The 16,714-nt window shown below is 72.4% G+C and carries 14 protein-coding genes and 1 tRNA gene; 5 read left to right on the top strand and 10 right to left on the bottom strand.

Annotation, left to right across the window (positions count from 1 at the left end; all coding sequences use genetic code 11):
- Window positions 1-107 precede the first annotated feature (107 nt).
- Both IE182_RS23480 and IE182_RS23485 read right to left on the bottom strand, forming a co-directional pair.
- Window positions 108-1,580, bottom strand: coding sequence for a hypothetical protein (locus IE182_RS23480; RefSeq protein WP_190111895.1), 1,473 nt, complete (start codon window positions 1,578-1,580; stop codon window positions 108-110).
- 293 nt (window positions 1,581-1,873) lie between these two features.
- A complete protein-coding gene (locus IE182_RS23485; RefSeq protein WP_190111896.1) occupies window positions 1,874-2,707 on the bottom strand; it encodes an NmrA family NAD(P)-binding protein in 834 nt (277 codons plus the stop codon).
- A gap of 89 nt (window positions 2,708-2,796) precedes the next feature.
- Between IE182_RS23485 and IE182_RS23490 the strand changes: the two genes are divergently transcribed.
- Window positions 2,797-3,699: an AraC family transcriptional regulator gene (locus IE182_RS23490; RefSeq protein ID WP_190111897.1), complete on the top strand. Its 903-nt coding sequence runs from the start codon at window positions 2,797-2,799 to the stop codon at window positions 3,697-3,699.
- 135 nt (window positions 3,700-3,834) lie between these two features.
- On the opposite strand, the gene IE182_RS23495 is transcribed toward IE182_RS23490, so the two are convergent.
- From IE182_RS23495 to galU, 7 genes are all read right to left on the bottom strand, one after another.
- Window positions 3,835-3,908 (bottom strand) — tRNA-Ala (locus tag IE182_RS23495).
- Window positions 3,909-4,007: 99 nt separating this feature from the next.
- Window positions 4,008-5,063: a divisome protein SepX/GlpR gene (sepX, locus tag IE182_RS23500; RefSeq protein ID WP_190111898.1), complete on the bottom strand. Its 1,056-nt coding sequence runs from the start codon at window positions 5,061-5,063 to the stop codon at window positions 4,008-4,010.
- Window positions 5,064-5,208: 145 nt separating this feature from the next.
- Window positions 5,209-5,823 (bottom strand): GNAT family N-acetyltransferase, encoded by a 615-nt coding sequence (locus IE182_RS23505; RefSeq protein WP_190111899.1) that lies wholly within the window; start codon window positions 5,821-5,823, stop codon window positions 5,209-5,211.
- Window positions 5,820-6,356 (bottom strand): MogA/MoaB family molybdenum cofactor biosynthesis protein, encoded by a 537-nt coding sequence (locus tag IE182_RS23510; protein ID WP_190111945.1) that lies wholly within the window; start codon window positions 6,354-6,356, stop codon window positions 5,820-5,822. Before IE182_RS23510 ends, IE182_RS23505 begins: the two co-directional genes overlap by 4 nt.
- A gap of 32 nt (window positions 6,357-6,388) precedes the next feature.
- On the bottom strand, window positions 6,389-6,895 hold the full coding sequence (gene moaC, locus IE182_RS23515) for a cyclic pyranopterin monophosphate synthase MoaC (RefSeq protein WP_190111900.1): 507 nt from the start codon (window positions 6,893-6,895) through the stop codon (window positions 6,389-6,391).
- 68 nt (window positions 6,896-6,963) lie between these two features.
- Window positions 6,964-8,277, bottom strand: coding sequence for a molybdotransferase-like divisome protein Glp (glp, locus tag IE182_RS23520; protein ID WP_229845045.1), 1,314 nt, complete (start codon window positions 8,275-8,277; stop codon window positions 6,964-6,966).
- A 4-nt stretch (window positions 8,278-8,281) separates the two neighbouring features.
- Window positions 8,282-9,184: a UTP--glucose-1-phosphate uridylyltransferase GalU gene (gene galU / locus IE182_RS23525; RefSeq protein ID WP_190111902.1), complete on the bottom strand. Its 903-nt coding sequence runs from the start codon at window positions 9,182-9,184 to the stop codon at window positions 8,282-8,284.
- A 79-nt stretch (window positions 9,185-9,263) separates the two neighbouring features.
- Here galU and IE182_RS23530 point away from each other — a divergent pair, with 79 nt between their 5' ends.
- A complete protein-coding gene (locus tag IE182_RS23530; RefSeq protein WP_190111903.1) occupies window positions 9,264-9,878 on the top strand; it encodes a 5-formyltetrahydrofolate cyclo-ligase in 615 nt (204 codons plus the stop codon).
- Between the two features lie 6 nt (window positions 9,879-9,884).
- Here IE182_RS23530 and IE182_RS23535 read toward each other — a convergent pair whose 3' ends face one another.
- The gene (locus tag IE182_RS23535) at window positions 9,885-12,812 is read right to left on the bottom strand and encodes a penicillin acylase family protein (RefSeq protein ID WP_190111904.1); all 2,928 of its coding nucleotides are present in this window, start codon (window positions 12,810-12,812) and stop codon (window positions 9,885-9,887) included.
- A 324-nt stretch (window positions 12,813-13,136) separates the two neighbouring features.
- Here IE182_RS23535 and IE182_RS23540 point away from each other — a divergent pair, with 324 nt between their 5' ends.
- From IE182_RS23540 to IE182_RS23550, 3 genes are all read left to right on the top strand, one after another.
- On the top strand, window positions 13,137-14,663 hold the full coding sequence (locus IE182_RS23540; protein WP_229845046.1) for a potassium/proton antiporter: 1,527 nt from the start codon (window positions 13,137-13,139) through the stop codon (window positions 14,661-14,663).
- A 272-nt stretch (window positions 14,664-14,935) separates the two neighbouring features.
- Window positions 14,936-16,216: an MFS transporter gene (locus tag IE182_RS23545; RefSeq protein ID WP_190111905.1), complete on the top strand. Its 1,281-nt coding sequence runs from the start codon at window positions 14,936-14,938 to the stop codon at window positions 16,214-16,216.
- A gap of 66 nt (window positions 16,217-16,282) precedes the next feature.
- Complete coding sequence (locus IE182_RS23550; RefSeq protein ID WP_190111906.1) at window positions 16,283-16,594, top strand: FmdB family zinc ribbon protein; 312 nt, start codon at window positions 16,283-16,285, stop codon at window positions 16,592-16,594.
- The last annotated feature ends 120 nt before the right edge of the window (window positions 16,595-16,714 follow it).

Here is a 16,714-nt window from a genome sequence, read left to right on the forward strand (position 1 = left end):
GTCGCCGGCTGCGGCAGGTGCGCCGCCGGTGCGTACCGTCAGCCGGTGCGTACCGTCAGCGCTTGCTGTCAGTACTTGTCGTCAGTACTTGTCGTCAGTACTTGTCGTCAGCGCTTCTTGGGCACGTTGACCGTGCCCTCGCCGCCGGCCAGCTTCCACTCCTTGTGGAAGATGTCCAGCGGGATCCGCCGCTCGAACAGCGGCGTACCGAAGATCTTCAGCTGCGCCTGCAGCGCGCCGGTCAGGTCGACGCCGCCGTAGGCGGCCCACTTGCCGGTGGCGGACGCCTTGCCGTCGCTGGAGGCGGTGGCCGTGCCTTCGCCCTCCGCCCGCAGGTACGGCGACAGGTTGGCGCTCACACCCACCGCGCCGTACAGGCCGACGGACGCCTCCGCACCCAGCGCGGCCTTGACCTTGCCGGAGGCGGTCGCCGTGGCGCGCACGGGGCTGGCGTTCATGGCGGCCCTGCTGTCGGAGGACCAGCCCTTGCCCCAGGTGTAGGCGCCGCCGACCTTGAAGTCGCCCGTCATCTCCTGCTTCACGTCGACGCTGAGCTTGCCCTCGGCGTCGACCTGGAGGTAGCAGGTGAGGTCGAGGTTGACCACGACCGGCACGGGCCCGACCTGGATGACGGGGTCGGCGTGCAGCTTGGCGAGGGGCAGCCGCAGCGGCTTGTCCGCGGTGGTGGCCGACGCCTGTCCCTTCAGCTCCCACGCCGAGGACCAGTCGCCGGACAGCGACAGCCCGGCGGTGCCGGGGCCGCGGCCGCTGCTCTTGCCGTTGTAGGAGAAGTCGACCTCGGGGGCGAGCTGGACGAAGCCCCGCGCCGACGCCTCGGCCTGGACCGGGGAGTCCTTGGGCGTGGGGATGGCGGCCCCCACGTCGAGCCGCAGGCTGCCCAGCGGCACCTTGGCGCCCTGCGGGCCCACGTGCACGCCGCCCGGCTTGGCCCAGGAGACCTTCACGCCCTGGACGAGCGGGTCCACCGCGACGGTGGAGGGGTCGACGGGCACCTTGCCCTTGGCCTCGGATTCGCCGAGCAGGGCGTCCAGGGTGGCCGGCGCGGTCTTGACCTCGGTGCCCTGCTCGGTCTTGCCGAGCACCTGGGTGACCTTGGCCAGGACGCCCTGGGGGGCGCCGGGCGCGGGGGCGCTGGCGATGACGTCGCCGACGGCCACGTTCGTCCGGTCGGCGGGCGCGGGCGTACCGGAAGATGCGGAGGACGGCGCCTTGGAGGGCTGCGGGGCGACCCCCTTGGGCTTCTTCGACGCCGCGGCGGGACCGGATATGACGGCCCGTCCGCTGCTGCGGTCGAACGAGGCGACCTTCAGCGAGGACGTGGCCGCCTTGGGGCCGGAGCCCTTGGCGGAGTGGGCGACGGCGCTCGGTGCGGCGTCCCCCACGGGGGCGGCCGCCACGGCGAGCTGGGGAGAGGTTCCGGCCGGGGCGGTGGCCGCCACGGGCTCGGCGTCACCACCCTTGCCGGCGGCGGAGGGGCTCGCACCGGAACAACCGGTCACGGCGAGCAGGGACGCTGCAGTCAGTGCAGGCAGAACGGCATACCTGGTGGTATTGCGCAAAGTTGAGTCCTCGGGAGCGTGAGGTGGGGGCGCCCGGGGGAAGTTCACACACCCGGGCTGCATCACACGGCAACAGGAAGAGCTGCGATCGCCCCTCACGGGATTACCTGAGGTAGCGATCGGCATGATCGTGTCATGGCCCCACGCACCCGAAGAACCGTTTCACCTGCCTCGTAAACATGATCTGACTCACAAAACGGCCACTGGTCCGTACCTAGGGCCGAGTTGGTTCGAAAGTGGACCAATTCCGGGCCCGTACCGGCCCGGTGCGGCCGGCGACGTGCCCGGAAACCTCAGGCCCAGGCCCCCGCGGCCGCGGCCTGCGCCGCGTACGCTTCGAGGCTGCGCGGCTCCCGGCCGAGCACCTGCTGCACCCCGTCGGCGGGCTCCGAGGAGTGACCGCCGCGGTGCATGGCGAACAGGGCGCCGAGCATGGTGACCACGGACTCCGGGTGCCCCTCGGCGCGCAGCTCCGCCGCGTACTCCTGCGGCGTGAGCTCCTCGAAGCGGATCGGCCGGCCGGCCGCCCGCGCGATCGTCTCCACGGCGGCGCGGAACGTCACCGCGCGCGGCCCGGACAGCTCGTAGACGCGGCCGTGGTGTCCCGGGCCCGTGAGCACGGCCGCCGCGACCTCGGCGATGTCCTCGGCGTCCACGAACGGCTCGGGCACGTCGCCGATGGGCAGGGCGAGCCGGCCCTCGCGCAGCGGCCGGCGCCACAGGTCCTCGCTGAAGTTCTGGTGGAAGTTGTTCGGGCGGAGGACCGTCCACTGCGCACCGCTGTCGCGCACGGCCCGCTCCCCCTCGGCCATGCCCTCGCCGAAGCCGGGCCCGACCGCCTCGATGCCGTTCCCGGACAGCGCCACGAAGCGTTCCACACCCGCACCGGCCGCCAGCGTCACGAAGTCGCCCACGGGGGCCGGGTCGTCGGGTGCCACGAGATACACCGCCGCGGCTCCCTCGACGGCGGGCTTCCACGTCGCCGGGTCCGACCAGTCGAACCGCACCTCCGCCGAGCGGGACGCCGCCCGGACGCTCTCCCCCGCCTCCCGCAGTCTCCGCACCAGTCGCCGGCCGGTCTTGCCCGTCGCGGCGAGCACCAGGATGTCCTTCGCATGTGTCGTCATGACGATGAGTCAACCCGCCCCGGCAGCACGCCGACATGGCCGTACGTCCGGCCCGCATGCCCGATCGTCCGGCCGCATAGTGTGGGGTCATGGACCCATTCGACGACCTGTTGCGGGGCATACGCGCCGAGGGCGCCGTGTTCGGACGGTCGGTGCTCGCACCACCGTGGGCCCTGCGCTTCACCGACCGGGCGGCACTGACGCTGTGCATCCCGCTGCGGGGCGAGGGCTGGCTCGTCGAGGAGGGCGAGGGGGCCGGTGCGCCGCGGCACATCCGGCAGGGGGTGGCGGCCATCGTGCGGGGCCCCCGGCCGTTCGTCCTCACCGACGACCCCGGCTCCGCCGCCCGGCCGGAGGCGCTCCGCGACATCCGCTGCGCGGACGCAGCCCCGCCCGGCGACCCGGCCGGCAGCACCGTCCTGCTCGCCGGCGCCTACCGCGTCCGCAGCGAGGCGTCCCTGCGGCTGCTGCGCGTCCTGCCCCCGGTGGCCCTGGTGCCCGACGACCACGACTGCAACGCGCTCTACGACTACCTCGGGGCCCACTTCGTCGCGGACGGCCCGGGACGGCAGACCGTCCTGGACCGGCTGCTGGACTGGCTGCTGGTGTGCACCCTGCGGGACTGGTTCGACCGTCCCGAGGCATGCCCTCCCGCCTGGTACCGGGCGCTGGGCGACGACGTGGTCGGCCCGGTGCTGCGCGCGATGCACGAGCGGCCGGCGCACCCGTGGACCCTGGCCGCCCTGGCGGCCGAGGCCGGCGTCTCCCGCACGACCATGGCCGCCCGCTTCACGGCCCGGGTGGGCGAGCCGCCCCTCGCCTACCTGACGCAGTGGCGCATGGACCTGGCCGCCGACCTGCTGGCCGACCCCGCCCACACCGTCGCCGCGGTCGCCCGCCGCGTCGGCTACGCGGACGCCTTCGGCTTCAGCTCCGCCTTCAAACGCGTCCGCGGCACCAGCCCGAGCGAACACCGCGCGGCGGCCTCATGACGCCCTGCCCGCACCGGGCGGCGGGAGCAGGAGACGGGCACGGATCCCGGTAACGCAAAAATCCCGCCCGATCGGGAAGATCGGGCGGGATTTCCGCCAACTGCGCCTGAGCTGACTCAAGAACAGTCGTTGCTGTGGACCTGAGGGGATTCGAACCCCTGACCCCCTCGATGCGAACGAGGTGCGCTACCGGACTGCGCCACAGGCCCTTGCAACGAGTGAAACTCTAGCATCCCCATCAGGGTGCCAGGAAATCCGCTCCCCTCCGCCTGCGCTGGTCAGCGTGGGGGGGCGGCGCCCCCCCGGGGTTACTCGTTGGCCGCGCGGGGGCGGTCGTCGTCGGCGTACTGGTCGAACAGGGGGGTGCGGCCGCGCTCGCGGGGGCGGCGGCGGTAGCGGCCCGCGCGGCGCTCCTCGGCGAGGGGCTTGCGGTCGTCGGCCGGCTCGGCCGTGCTGGAGCGGGCCGAGCTCCAGGCGTCCGGGCCGCCGAGGTCCCCGCCGCCGCCGGCCCGCGGGGCGACCGGCGCCGAGACGTACGTCGGCAGGGGGACGGGCACGGGCTCCCAGCCCTCGCCCGCGTTCCGCTCGCGCTGCTGGTCGACCCACTCGGCGTGGTCGGTCTGCTCGACCAGGGCCCGGCGGCCGGCGCTGTGCGGCGACGCGCCCGCGGCGGGCACCTGGTGGATCACGGTGTCGGCGGAGGCGTCCGCCTCCGCGGCGCCCGCGTGCGGGCGGGACCGGCCCTCGCGCAGCCGCTGGGCCGCCAGCTCGGCGCGGCGCTGGTCCATGGTGAAGGCGAACCGCCGCCGCTCCTGGATCCGCAGGTAGCAGATGTACGCGCTCAGCAGCACCGCCGGGACGGCCGGGACCCACAGGAAGGCCAGGCCGCCGACGCCCGCGACGATCGCGCCGACGGTGAAGGCGAGGAAGAGCAGCACCGTGGTCCGGCGCCGGCGCGCGAGGACCTTGGAGCGCCGGGCGCGCTCGGCGGCCGTCTGCGCCGCGGATCCCGGCCCGGCCGCAGGGGCGGACGCGGACGCCGCCGCCCCCGGGGCGGACGCGGGCGCGCCGAAGGACCGGGCGTCGACCGGTTCGGTCGCGACGTCCGGCTCGGGCGCGCGGGGCTCCGGCTCCGGCTCCGCGGATTCCGCGGAGCCCGGCGCCTCGGCCGGAGCACGCCCTTCCAGGTCCTTGGCATAACGTCGCTCCATGCCCGCCCGTCCGGACAGCAACCGGATGGCCGTGCTGAAGCGTTCCGTCGGACGGGCTTCATTGAGCTCGTCCTGCCTACGGAGCCACATCGGCACCAAGTAGGCGGCCCAGGCCCCGACGATGACTGCGTAGATCAGGCCGCTGCTGCTCACCCTGCAACGGTAGAGGGGGACGCGCAGCGGATTCCGCCAATTGGCGCGGTGTGTCGCACGATCCGGCTGATATCTCGAACTTTTTTTGTGATTGTTGAGACCGGAACCCAACGAATGCCGTCAATTGACAGTTAAATTCGAACGTTTATTTTATTTTCGGTGAGCGCAGGTGCCAGCGGGTCAGCAGCCCCTCCGGGACCTCGTCGGCGGTCAGCGCGTAGACCAGGTGGTCCCGCCAGGCCCCGTCGATGTGCAGATAGCGCGGGCGCAGCCCCTCCTCGCGGAAGCCGAGCTTCTCCACCACCCTCCGGCTGGGCAGGTTCTCCGGCCGGATGCACACCTCGATCCGGTGCAGGCCGACCCGGTGGAAGCAGTGGTCCACCACCAGGGCGACGGCCGTCGGCATCACGCCCCGGCCCGCGACGGCCTCGTCCACCCAGTAGCCGACGTGGGCCGAGCACATCGAGCCCCAGGTGATGCCGGCCACGGTCAGCTGGCCCACGAGCTGGCCGCGGTACTCGATCACGAACGGCAGCATCCGCCCGGCGTGCGCCTCGGCCCGCAGGTGACGGACCATCTGCCGGTAGGTGGGGCGCTGGGCGGCCGGGCTGCCGGGCGGCGGCGGGGGGACGGTCGCCTCCCAGGGGCGCAGCCAGTCGCGGTTGCGCCGGTTGACCTCGCGCCAGGCGCGCTGGTCGCGCATCCTTATCGGCCGCAGTGCGACGTCGCCGTCCGCCAGCTCGACGGGCCAGATGTTCATGCCGGGCTTCGCGGGTGGTCGCCGCCGTGCAGCTGGTCCACCGCGTGGACCAGCAGCCGCTCCAGCACCGCCAGCCCGTCGCGCACCCCGCCGGTCGAGCCGGGGAGGTTGACGATCAGCGTCCGTCCGGCCACGCCGGCCAGGCCCCGGGACAGCGCGGCGGTGGGGACCTTCGCCAGGCCCTCGGCGCGGATGGCCTCGGGGATGCCGGGGACGTCGTGGTCGAGGACGCGGCGGGTGGCCTCGGGGGTGCGGTCGGTGGGCGAGAGGCCGGTGCCGCCGGTGGTGACGATGACGTCGTACCCGGCGGCCACGCCCGCGCGCAGGGCCTGCTCGACGGGCTCGCCGTCGGGCACGACCAGGGGCCCGTCGACGGCGAAGCCCATCGCGGCCAGTCCCCCGGCGAGCAGCGGGCCGCCCTTGTCCGGGTAGACGCCTGCGGCGGCCCGGTTGGAGGCGGTGACGACCAGCGCGGAGTGCGCTTCGGCGAGGAGGGCCCCGCCGAGCCCGTCCGCGTCCCCGGGGAACGGCACGCCCGCGGCCGGGCGCCCGTCGGGTCCGGCGCTCACGCTCGCGCCCCTTCGCCGCCCTCGGGGCGGGCCCAGTCGCCGGACTTCCCGCCCGTCTTCTCCTCGACCCGGATGTCGGTGATGACCGCGCCCTTGTCGACGGCCTTGACCATGTCGACCACCGTCAGCCCGGCGACGGCGACGGCCGTCATGGCCTCCATCTCCACGCCCGTGCGGTCGGTCGTGCGCACGGTGGCGAGGATCTCCACGGCGTCGTCGGCGACGGTCAGGTCGACCGTCACGCCGGACAGGGCCAGCGGGTGGCAGAGCGGGATGAGCTCGGGGGTGCGCTTGGCTCCCATGATCCCGGCGATGCGGGCGGTGGCGAGGGCGTCGCCCTTGGGCAGGCCCTCGCCCCGCAGCAGCTCCACGACGCGCGGGGCGACGATCACCCGGCCGCTGGCCCGGGCGGTGCGGGCGGTGATCTCCTTGGCCGAGACGTCGACCATACGGGCCGCGCCCGCGGCGTCGAGGTGGGTGAGATGGTCCTGGCCGCTGCTCATCGTTCTCCCGGTCCGGGGCGGGGCCCAGTGGTCCTGTGGGCAGCCACCGTACCCGGCGCGGCGGCCGGTCAGTCGAGAAGCACCACGTCCAGTTCGGCGCCCGGCTCCACGGACGTGGTGTCCTCCGGGACGACGATCAGGGCGTTGGCGTCGGCAAGGGCCTTGACCAGGTGCGACGACGGTCCTCCGACCGTGCCGACCGTCCCGTCCGCGTAGTGGCCGCGCAAGTACTGGCGGCGGCCTTCGGGCGAGGAGGCGATGCCCTCGGTGCACACCGCCCTCACCGTCGCCCGGTCGGTGAAGGGTTCCAGCCCCATCAGGGCGCGGATGGCGGGCCGCACGAAGAGCTCGAAGGAGACGTACGAGCTGACGGGGTTGCCCGGCAGGGCGAACAGCGGGGTGCGGTCGGGGCCGATGCGGCCGAAGCCCTGGGGCTTGCCGGGCTGCATGGCCAGCCGGCGGAAGGAGACGCTGCCCTCGTCGCCGGACAGCCCGGCGAGGGTCTCCTTGACCACGTCGTACGCGCCGACGCTCACCCCGCCGCTGGTGACGACGGCGTCGGCGCGGATGAGCTGGTCCTCCAGCGCGGCGCGCAGGACGTGGGGGTCGTCCTCGACGGCGCCGACGCGGTAGGCGATGGCGCCGGCGTCGCGGGCGCAGGCGGTGAGCATGAAGCTGTTGGAGTCGTGGATCCGCCCGGCGGCCAGCTCCTCGCCCGGCGGGACGAGCTCGCTGCCGGTGGACAGGACGACCACGCGCGGGCGCGGGCGCACCTTCACGGTGGCCCGGCCGATGGCCGCCAGCAGGCCGATGCGGGCGGGGCCGAGGACGGTGCCGGCGGTGAGGGCGATCTCGCCGGCGGCGACGTCGCTGCCGCGGGGGCGGACGTGGGCGCGGGCGGCGGCGGGGCGGTGGACGCGGACCTCGCCGGAGGCGCCGTCGGGGCCCTCGCCGCGGGCGGCCATGGCGGTGACGGGGCCGCGGCCGGTACCGCCGTCGGTCCACTCGACGGGGACGACGGCCTCGGCGCCGGGCGGCAGCGGGGCGCCGGTCATGATGCGGGCGGCCTCGCCCGGGCCGACGGTGGGCAGCTCGCCGCTGCCCGCCGCGACGTCACCGACGACGGTGAGCACGGCCGGGAACTCCTCGCTCGCGCCCTTCACGTCGGCGACGCGGACGGCGTAGCCGTCCATGGAGCTGTTGTCGAAGGGGGGCAGCGAGGCGGGGACGGTGATGTCCTCCACCAGCACACAGCCCTGGGCGTCGAGCAGTTGCAGCTCGATCGGCTCCAGCGGGCGGATCTTCGCGAGGATGTCGTCGAGGTGCTCGTCCACCGACCAGAGGCGGTCCCCCCTGGCGGCCGTGTCGGCGGTACTGCTCAAAGCGCTACATCTCCTCGGTGACGTAACTACGAAGCCAGGCCCGGAAGTCGGGACCCAGGTCTTCACGTTCGCATGCCAGTCTGACAATGGCACGCAGGTAGTCACTGCGGTCACCGGTGTCATAGCGGCGGCCCTTGAAGATCACGCCGTGCACGGGCCCGCCGAGGGCCGGCTCGGCGGCGAGGGCCTGGAGTGCGTCGGTGAGCTGGATCTCGCCGCCGCGGCCGGGCTCGGTCTCGCGCAGCACGTCGAAGACCGCCGGGTCGAGGACGTAGCGGCCGATCACGGCGTAGTTGCTGGGCGCCTCGTCGGGGTCGGGCTTCTCGACCAGGCCGGTGACCTCGACGACGTCCTCGGTGTCGGTGGGCTTGACGGCCGCGCAGCCGTAAAGGCCGATCTGCGCGGGGTCGACCTCCATGAGCGCGATCACGCTGCCGCCGTGCAGGCGCTGGATGTCCACCATGTGGGAGAGCAGCGGGTCGCGGGCGTCGATCAGGTCGTCGCCGAGCAGCACGGCGAAGGGCTCGTCGCCGACGTGCGGGGCGGCGCACAGCACGGCGTGGCCCAGGCCGCGGGGGTCGCCCTGGCGGACGTAGTGCATCGTGGCCAGGTCGCTGGACTCCTGCACCTTCGCGAGGCGGGAGTCGTCGCCCTTGCGGCGCAGCGCCTCCTCCAGCTCGTAATTGCGGTCGAAGTGGTCCTCCAGCGGGCGCTTGTTACGCCCTGTGATCATGAGGACGTCCGACAGCCCCGCGTGGGCCGCTTCCTCCACCACGTACTGGATCGCCGGCTTGTCGACGATCGGCAGCATCTCCTTGGGAGTGGCCTTGGTAGCAGGAAGGAAGCGCGTTCCGAGCCCGGCGGCTGGGATGACAGCCTTGCTGATCCGAGGGCGCGATTGAGTCATGGGCCGAACACTATCCGTTGGATTGAGCGGAAGATGTGACTCCGCCGAGTATGACCCGAGACGGGAGTTTGCACGAACAATGATCGAGCGCGACGACGTTCCCGGCCGTGATGACGGTAGCAAAAGCGCCTTGCGGCGGGCCCTCCTGGCGGTGAGGTCCGGGTTGACCAAGGATGACATCCGCGCATCGGAGGCCGCGCTGGGGCAGCGGGCCCTGGAGCTGCCGGAGCTCGCGCGGTCACGCACGGTAGCCGCCTACGTCTCCATCGGCAGCGAACCGGGGACCCGCGCCCTGCTGGACGTGCTGCACGCGCGCGGGGTGCGCGTGCTGCTGCCGGTCCTGCTGCCCGACAACGATCTCGACTGGGGGGTGTACCGCGGCCCCGGCCACCTCGTACGGGCGGGCCGGGGCCTGCTGGAGCCGGACGGCGAGCGGCTCGGCCCCGACGCCGTGACGCAGGCGGACGCCGTGCTGCTCCCCGGTCTGGCCGTGGACGGGCGCGGGCTGCGGCTGGGCCGCGGCGGCGGCTCGTACGACCGGGTGCTGGCCCGCCTGGAGCGGTCCGCGGCCGACCCCGCCCTCGTCGTCCTCCTCTACGACGACGAGGTGGTCGCGCAGGTCCCCGAGGAACCGCACGACCACCCCGTGCACGCGGTGGTCACCCCTGGCGGGGTGCGCCGCTTCCGGCTGTAGGGCCGGCTACGGCTTGAGCGTCAGTGTGACGTCCGTCGCCTTCTTGACCGCGTCCGGGCTGTAGGCCCAGGGCAGCAGCTCGCCCTTGGCCCACTTGTCGGTCTGGTCGTAGTAGTGGGCGTTGTACGCGTGGCCGGAGGCGCCGGTGAGGTTGATCCAGCGGGACTTGTCCAGGTCGTCGAGGTTGACGACCATCCGCATGGACGGCACCCAGATCACGTCGTAGCCACCCGCCGCGTTCCAGCCGGCGGCGTTGACGGCCGCCTCGCCGCCGGCGAGGTTCCAGGGGCCCCGGTTGAGCATCCACTTGACGATGCCGGGGCCCTCCTTGCCGAGGGTCTGGTTCTTCAGGTTCAGCTGGTGCAGGCGGCCCCAGCTCCAGGACGTGACGTCCTTGCCGAGCTTGGAGGTGAGCTCCCAGCGGGCGTCCGTCATGGCCCGCGCCAGCAGCTCGTCGCGGTTGCGGGTGCCCGACTCGGGGTTGGCGCGGGTGCTGCCGGTCTTCCACCAGTCGTTGTCGGGCTTGTCCAGGATGGTGCGGACGACCTCGAACCAGCGGTCGCCGCCGTCCGGCTGCGCGGAGTCGCCCTCGCGCTCGCCGCACTCCAGGACCAGCGGGGCGTGCCCCTCCAGGTCCTCCTTCGGGCGGGAGCCGTCGTCGGCCGGGCGCACCCGCAGGCACTGGCCCTTGACCCGCAGCTCCTTGGGGAGCTTGTTGCCGAAGGCCAGCTTGAGGGTGTTGCGCCAGACGGCGTTGAAGTACGCGGCGGCCGCCGAGTCGGCCTCCTGGTTGTAGTCCCAGTCCTTCAGCAGCTTCTGCGCCTCACGGACGTACTTCGTCTCGCGCTCGTTGGCACCCTTGACGTCGATCTTGAGCAGGTAGGGCGTGAGCAGCTTGGCGATCTCGCTGCTGTTGTCCAGCTGCATCTTCTGCATGTCGTCCGTCGAGATCTTCCCGCCGTCCTTGATCTTCGACTCGATGAGGTCGTTGATCCGCTGGCTGCGGGCGCCGTAGCCCCAGTCCTGCGTCAGCAGGTAGGGGTACTTCTTGTCGGCGACGGGCTGGTTGGCGGTGACGATGTAGCCGCGCTTGGGGTTGTAGTCCCACGGCAGCGCGGACTGCGGCACCCAGCCGGTCCACTGGTAGGCCGGGTCCCAGCCGGGGGCCGGGTAGCGGCCGTCGACGACGGGGGCCTCGGTCTTGCCGTCCGTCTTCTGCTCGTCCTTGGCGTCGATCTTGCCGTCGCCGTTGACGTCCACCTTGGCGGTGCCGGTGGGGCCCGTACCGGTCGGGCCGGTGCCGGTCGGGCCGGTGCCGGTCTGCTCGTCGCCCTTGGCGCCGGCCTTGCCGCGCAGCGGGATGCGGCCGGGGGCCTGGTAGCCGATGTTGCCCTTGGTGTCGGCGTAGATCAGGTTCTGCGAGGGGACCTCGAAGTCGGCCGCGGCCTTGCGGAAGGACGTGAAGTCGTTCGCCTGGTTCAGCGCGAAGACGCCGTCCATGGTCTTGCCGGCGTCCAGGGCGGTCCAGCGCAGCGCGACGGCGTAGCCCTCGCCGCGGTCCGGGGCCGGGTCCTTCACGGGCGCCTTCTCGCCGACCTTGACGAGCTCGTCGTTGCGGTCGGAGACGACCGGCCCGTTGTTGGTCTCGCGGACGGTGATCTCACGGCTCTTCTCGCCCGCGACCTTGATGGTCTCCTTGCGGACGGTGAAGGGCTGCTGCTTGCCGTCGTAGAGGTAGGTGTCGGCGGTGACCTTCTCCAGGTAGAGGTCGGAGACGTCGGCGCCGAGGTTGGTCATGCCCCAGGCGATGTCCTTGTTGTGGCCGATGACGACGCCCGGCATGCCGGAGAAGGTGTAGCCGGCGACGTCGTACGGGCACTGCGGGCCGGTCTTGTTGCAGTGCAGGCCCATCTGGTACCAGAGCGAGGGCATCTGCGGGGCCAGGTGCGGGTCGTTGGCCAGCAGCGGCTTGCCGGTCGTCGTGTACTTGCCGGAGACGACCCAGGAGTTGGAGCCGATGCCGTTGCCGCTCGGGCCGAGCAGCGCCGGGACCTTCTCCAGGGTGCTCGACAGCGAGGCCAGGCTGGAGCGCAGGCCGCCGGCCGCGCCCGCGCCGCCGGTGGCGGCGGACGCCCCGGTGCCGGCGGGCGTGCCGGACGCGGCGCCCTTGGGGTCGTAGGTCTTGCCGGTCGCGTCGACCGCGCCGCCCTCGACGATCGGCTTGTTCCGGTCGTACGGGTACGCCGGGTACAGGTCCTCGATCTGCTTCGGGTTCAGCCGGGAGGCGGCCAGCGAACGGTCGATCTCGTCCTGCATGTTGCCGCGCAGGTCCCAGGCCATGGCCTTCAGCCAGGCGACGGAGTCGACCGGGTTCCAGGGCTCGGGCTTGTAGTCGTTCTCGAACTCCAGGGCCGCGTACTCGACGGACAGCGACTTGCCCTTGTGGTCCTTCAGGTAGGCGTTGACGCCGTCGGAGTACGCCTGGAGGTACTTCTTGGTGGTCGGCGACAGCTTGGAGTCGTACTCCTGCTGCGCGACCCGCCGCCAGCCCATGGTCCGCAGGAAGGCGTCGGTCTCCACCTGGCCGGATCCGAACATCTCGGAGAGCCGTCCGGCCGTCAGGTGACGGCGGACGTCCATCTCCCAGAACCGGTCCTGCGCCTGGACGAAGCCCTGGGCGCGGAAGAGGTCCTCGGCGTTGTCCGCGTACACCTGCGGAATGCCGTGGTCGTCACGGACGACCTTCACCTCGCCCGACAGACCCTTGAGCTGAAGGGTGCCGTCGGTCGTCGGGAAGGAGGCGCGGACGGTACTGACGCTCCAGTACGCGCCGTAGGCGACGCCCGCCACGAGCAGCAGCACGAGGGTGATCACGAGCAGGCGGGCGCGTCGCCCCTTCTTCTTCTTGGCGGGGCCGGTCTTGTTGGCGGGCATCGCTGTCCTTAGAGGGGCAGGTGGTCCTGGAATGCTGGAAGCAACCATAGGCGCAGGGCGCGGAGCACCCGGACGCGGTGCCGTGCACGAGCGGCCGCCGCGGCGATGCGGCGTCAAGAACCCGTAAAATATTAGATGAGGAAATTAACTTCCCGTCGGATGCGTGGTCGTCCGACCGTCAACACCCCGGAGGAACGTTTCGGCCGAACCGCACATACCGACGACGCACGACGCCCGTGGAAGACCTCGTGAAGGGACCGGCCCCTGACTGTCCACCACCTCAACGAACTCCTGCTGATCTGCTCGCTCGTTCTGCTCGTCGCGGTGGCGGCGGTACGGGTCTCCTCGCGCAGCGGGCTCCCCAGCCTGCTCATCTATCTGGGCATCGGCGTCGCCATCGGGCAGGACGGCATCGGCGTCTCCTTCAACGACGTCGGCCTGACCCAGATCATCGGTTATGCCGCACTGGTCGTGATCCTCGCCGAGGGCGGCCTCGGCACGAAGTGGCACGAGATCAAGCCGGCCCTGCCGGCGGCGGCCGTGCTCTCCACCGTCGGCGTCGCCATCAGCGTCGGCGTCACGGCGGCGGCCGCGCACTACCTCGCCGGCGTCGAGTGGCGCCAGGCCCTGATCATCGGCGCCGTGGTCTCCTCCACGGACGCCGCCGCGGTCTTCTCGGTCCTGCGGAGCGTTCCCCTGCCCGCCCGGCTCACGGGTGTCCTGGAAGCCGAGTCCGGCTTCAACGACGCCCCCGTCGTCATCCTCGTCGTCGCCTTCTCGGCCGCCGGCCCGGTCGACGACTGGTACGTGCTGATGGGCAGGATCGCGCTGGAGCTCGCCATCGGCGCCGCCGCCGGCCTCGCGATCGGCATGCTGGGCGCCTACGGGCTGCGGCACGTGGCCCTGCCCGCCTCCGGCCTGTACCCGATCGCCGTGATGGCCATCGCCATGACCGCCTACGCGGCCGGCGCGCTCGCCCACGGCTCCGGCTTCCTGGCCGTCTACCTGGCCGCGCTGGTCCTCGGCAACGCCAAGCTGCCGCACTGGCCGGCCACGCGCGGCTTCGCCGAGGGGCTGGGCTGGATCGCCCAGATCGGCATGTTCGTCCTGCTCGGCCTGCTGGTCACCCCGCACGAGCTGGGCGACGACATCGTCCCGGCGCTGGTGGTGGGGCTGGTGCTCACCATGGTGGCCCGGCCGCTGTCGGTGTTCCTGGGCCTCGCACCGTTCAGGACCCCCTGGCGGGAGAAGACGCTGCTGTCCTGGGCCGGGCTGCGGGGCGCGGTACCCATCGTGCTGGCCACCATCCCCATGGTGGCCGGGGTCACCGACAGCCGCCGGATCTTCAACATCGTCTTCGTGCTGGTGATCGTCTACACCCTGGTGCAGGGGCCGACCCTGCCCTGGCTGGCCCGCCGGCTGCGGCTGGGCGAGAACGAGCCGGAGGACCTGGGCATCGAGTCGGCGCCGCTGGAGCGGCTGCGCGGCCACCTGCTGTCGGTGGCGATCCCCGAGGGGTCGAAGATGCACGGCGTGGAGGTCTCGGAGCTGCGGCTGCCCGCGGGGGCCGCCGTCACCCTGGTCGTGAGGGACGGCTCCAGCTTCGTGCCCTCGCCCTCGACCGTGCTGCGGCAGGGCGACGAGCTGCTGGTGGTCGCCACCGACCCGGTGCGCGACGCGACCGAACGCCGACTGCGCGCAGTCGGCGAGGGCGGCAAGCTGGCGGGCTGGCTGGGCACGGCCTCGGCGGCGCCTGCCGGGGCTTCGGCGGCCGGCCCGAGTACGGCGGCGAGTGCGGCGGCAAAGTGGGGAGCAAAGTGGGGTCTGGTAAAGCGGAAGCAGGTTAAGTAAGATATTCGCTCACGTAGCGAGCATTTCCGCTGCGTAGCGTTCCCTTACGGAAACTTCCCGACGGAACGTCCCCCGACAAACGAAATCGAACCAACTCTGCCTGATGCAGGGCTGGCGCGACCGCACGGCGGCCGCGGTCGCGTGACACCACCCGGTGCACAAGGCGGCCGGATCGGCATCTACCACGGTCCTGCGCGAGAGGACAGCTCTCGGCGCGCTCCGTGCGGCGATGCCGTTCGGGGCGTGCTACCAGGCGGCGGAAAGGCCCGGCCGTGGCATCCACGGTCAACGACCCCACCGGGGAGCGCCCCGGGTACGGCAGCCTGCTGCGCACGCGCGGCGCGCTGTCGTTCCTGCTGCCCGGCTTCCTGGCCCGGCAGCCCTTCGCGATGCTGACCATCGGCATCCTGCTGCTCGTCAACCACACCACCGGCTCGTACGGCACCGCCGGCACCGTCTCCGCGACGGCGGGCGTGGCGATGGCCCTGTTCGCCCCGCAGAGCGGCAAGCTCGCGGACCGCTTCGGCCAGGCCGCGGTCCTGATCCCCGGCGTCGTCGTGCACGCCGCCGCGATCTCGCTGCTGACGGCGCTCGCGCTGTCGGACGCGCCCGTGTGGGCCCTGCTCGCGGCGGCCGTGCCGGCCGGCGCCTCCACCCCGCAGATCGGCCCGATGGTGCGGGCGCGGTGGGCGGCGAAGCTGGACGGCTCGCCGCTGATGACGACGGCCGCGGCCTTCGAGTCGGTCACCGACGAGTTCACCTTCGTCATCGGCCCGGTGCTGGCCACGGCGCTGTGCACCGGCGTCCACCCGGCCGCCGGCCTGATCGCGGAGGCCGCGCTGACGCTGATCGGCGGCCTGCTGTTCGCCACCCAGCGCCGCACCCAGCCGCAGCCGAACGCCGGCACCGCGGCCGGTGCGGACGGCAAGCGCGTCTCGGCGCTGTCCGTGCCGGGCGTGCGCGTGCTGGCGGTGTCGATGCTCGGCATCGGCACGGTCTTCGGCGGCATGCAGGTGTCGATGACCGCGTTCACCAAGGAACTGGGCGAGCCGGGCCTGAACGGTCTGATGTACGGCGTCTTCGCGGCCGGCAACATGATCGCCGGCATCGTCTGCGGCGCCGTCGCCTGGAAGACCTCCCCGCAGCGCCGGCTGCTGATCGCCTACCCGCTGCTGGCGCTGGCCACCACCCCGCTGTGGGCGGCGCACGCGCTGCCGCTGCTGGGCGGCGTCGGCCTGCTGGTCGGCCTGTGCATCGCACCCGCGCTGATCACCGGCTACACGCTGGTCGAGAAGCTGGTCCCGGCGAGCGCCCGCACGGAGGCGTTCACGTGGCTGACCGGCGCCGTCGGCCTGGGCCAGGCGGCCGGTGCGACCGTGGGCGGCCGGCTGATCGACGCCCACAGCGCCAGCACCGGATTCCTGGTGCCGCTGGGCGGTACGGCCCTGGCCCTGGTGGTCCTGCTGGCGCTGCGGAAGGCGCTCACGCCGAAGGGCGAGTCGCTGCTCGCGGCACGTGGGGTCGGTCACCGCGAGCCGGTTTCGGTGGACTGACGGACCGGAATACTGCACTATTGAGCGTCGTTAGCACTCAATGAGTGAGAGTGCCAGGAGGAGCAAGTGCCGACTTACCAGTACCAGTGCACCGAGTGCGGCGAGGGCCTTGAGGCGGTGCAGAAGTTCACCGATGACGCCTTGACCGTATGCCCGCAGTGCGACGGACGCCTCAAGAAGGTGTTCTCTGCGGTCGGCATCGTCTTCAAGGGCTCGGGCTTCTACCGGAACGACAGCCGCGGCGCGTCGTCCAGCAGCAGCCCGGCGGCGAAGTCGACGTCCTCGACGTCTTCGTCCTCCTCCACGCCCTCGTCCTCGTCGACGTCCTCCTCTTCGACGTCGTCGAGCAGCAGCACGAGCAGCAGCTCGGCCGCCTGACGCGCGACACCCGGGCAGAGGCCCCACACGCACAGCACGACGGAGCCCGCCACCTCTCATCGAGAGGTGGCGGGCTCCGTCGTGCTGCTCCGTCGTGCGTGGGGCCGTTGGTCGCGGGGC

Source organism: Streptomyces cinnamoneus (assembly GCF_014650495.1).
Taxonomy (GTDB): Bacteria; Actinomycetota; Actinomycetes; order Streptomycetales; family Streptomycetaceae; genus Streptomyces; species Streptomyces cinnamoneus.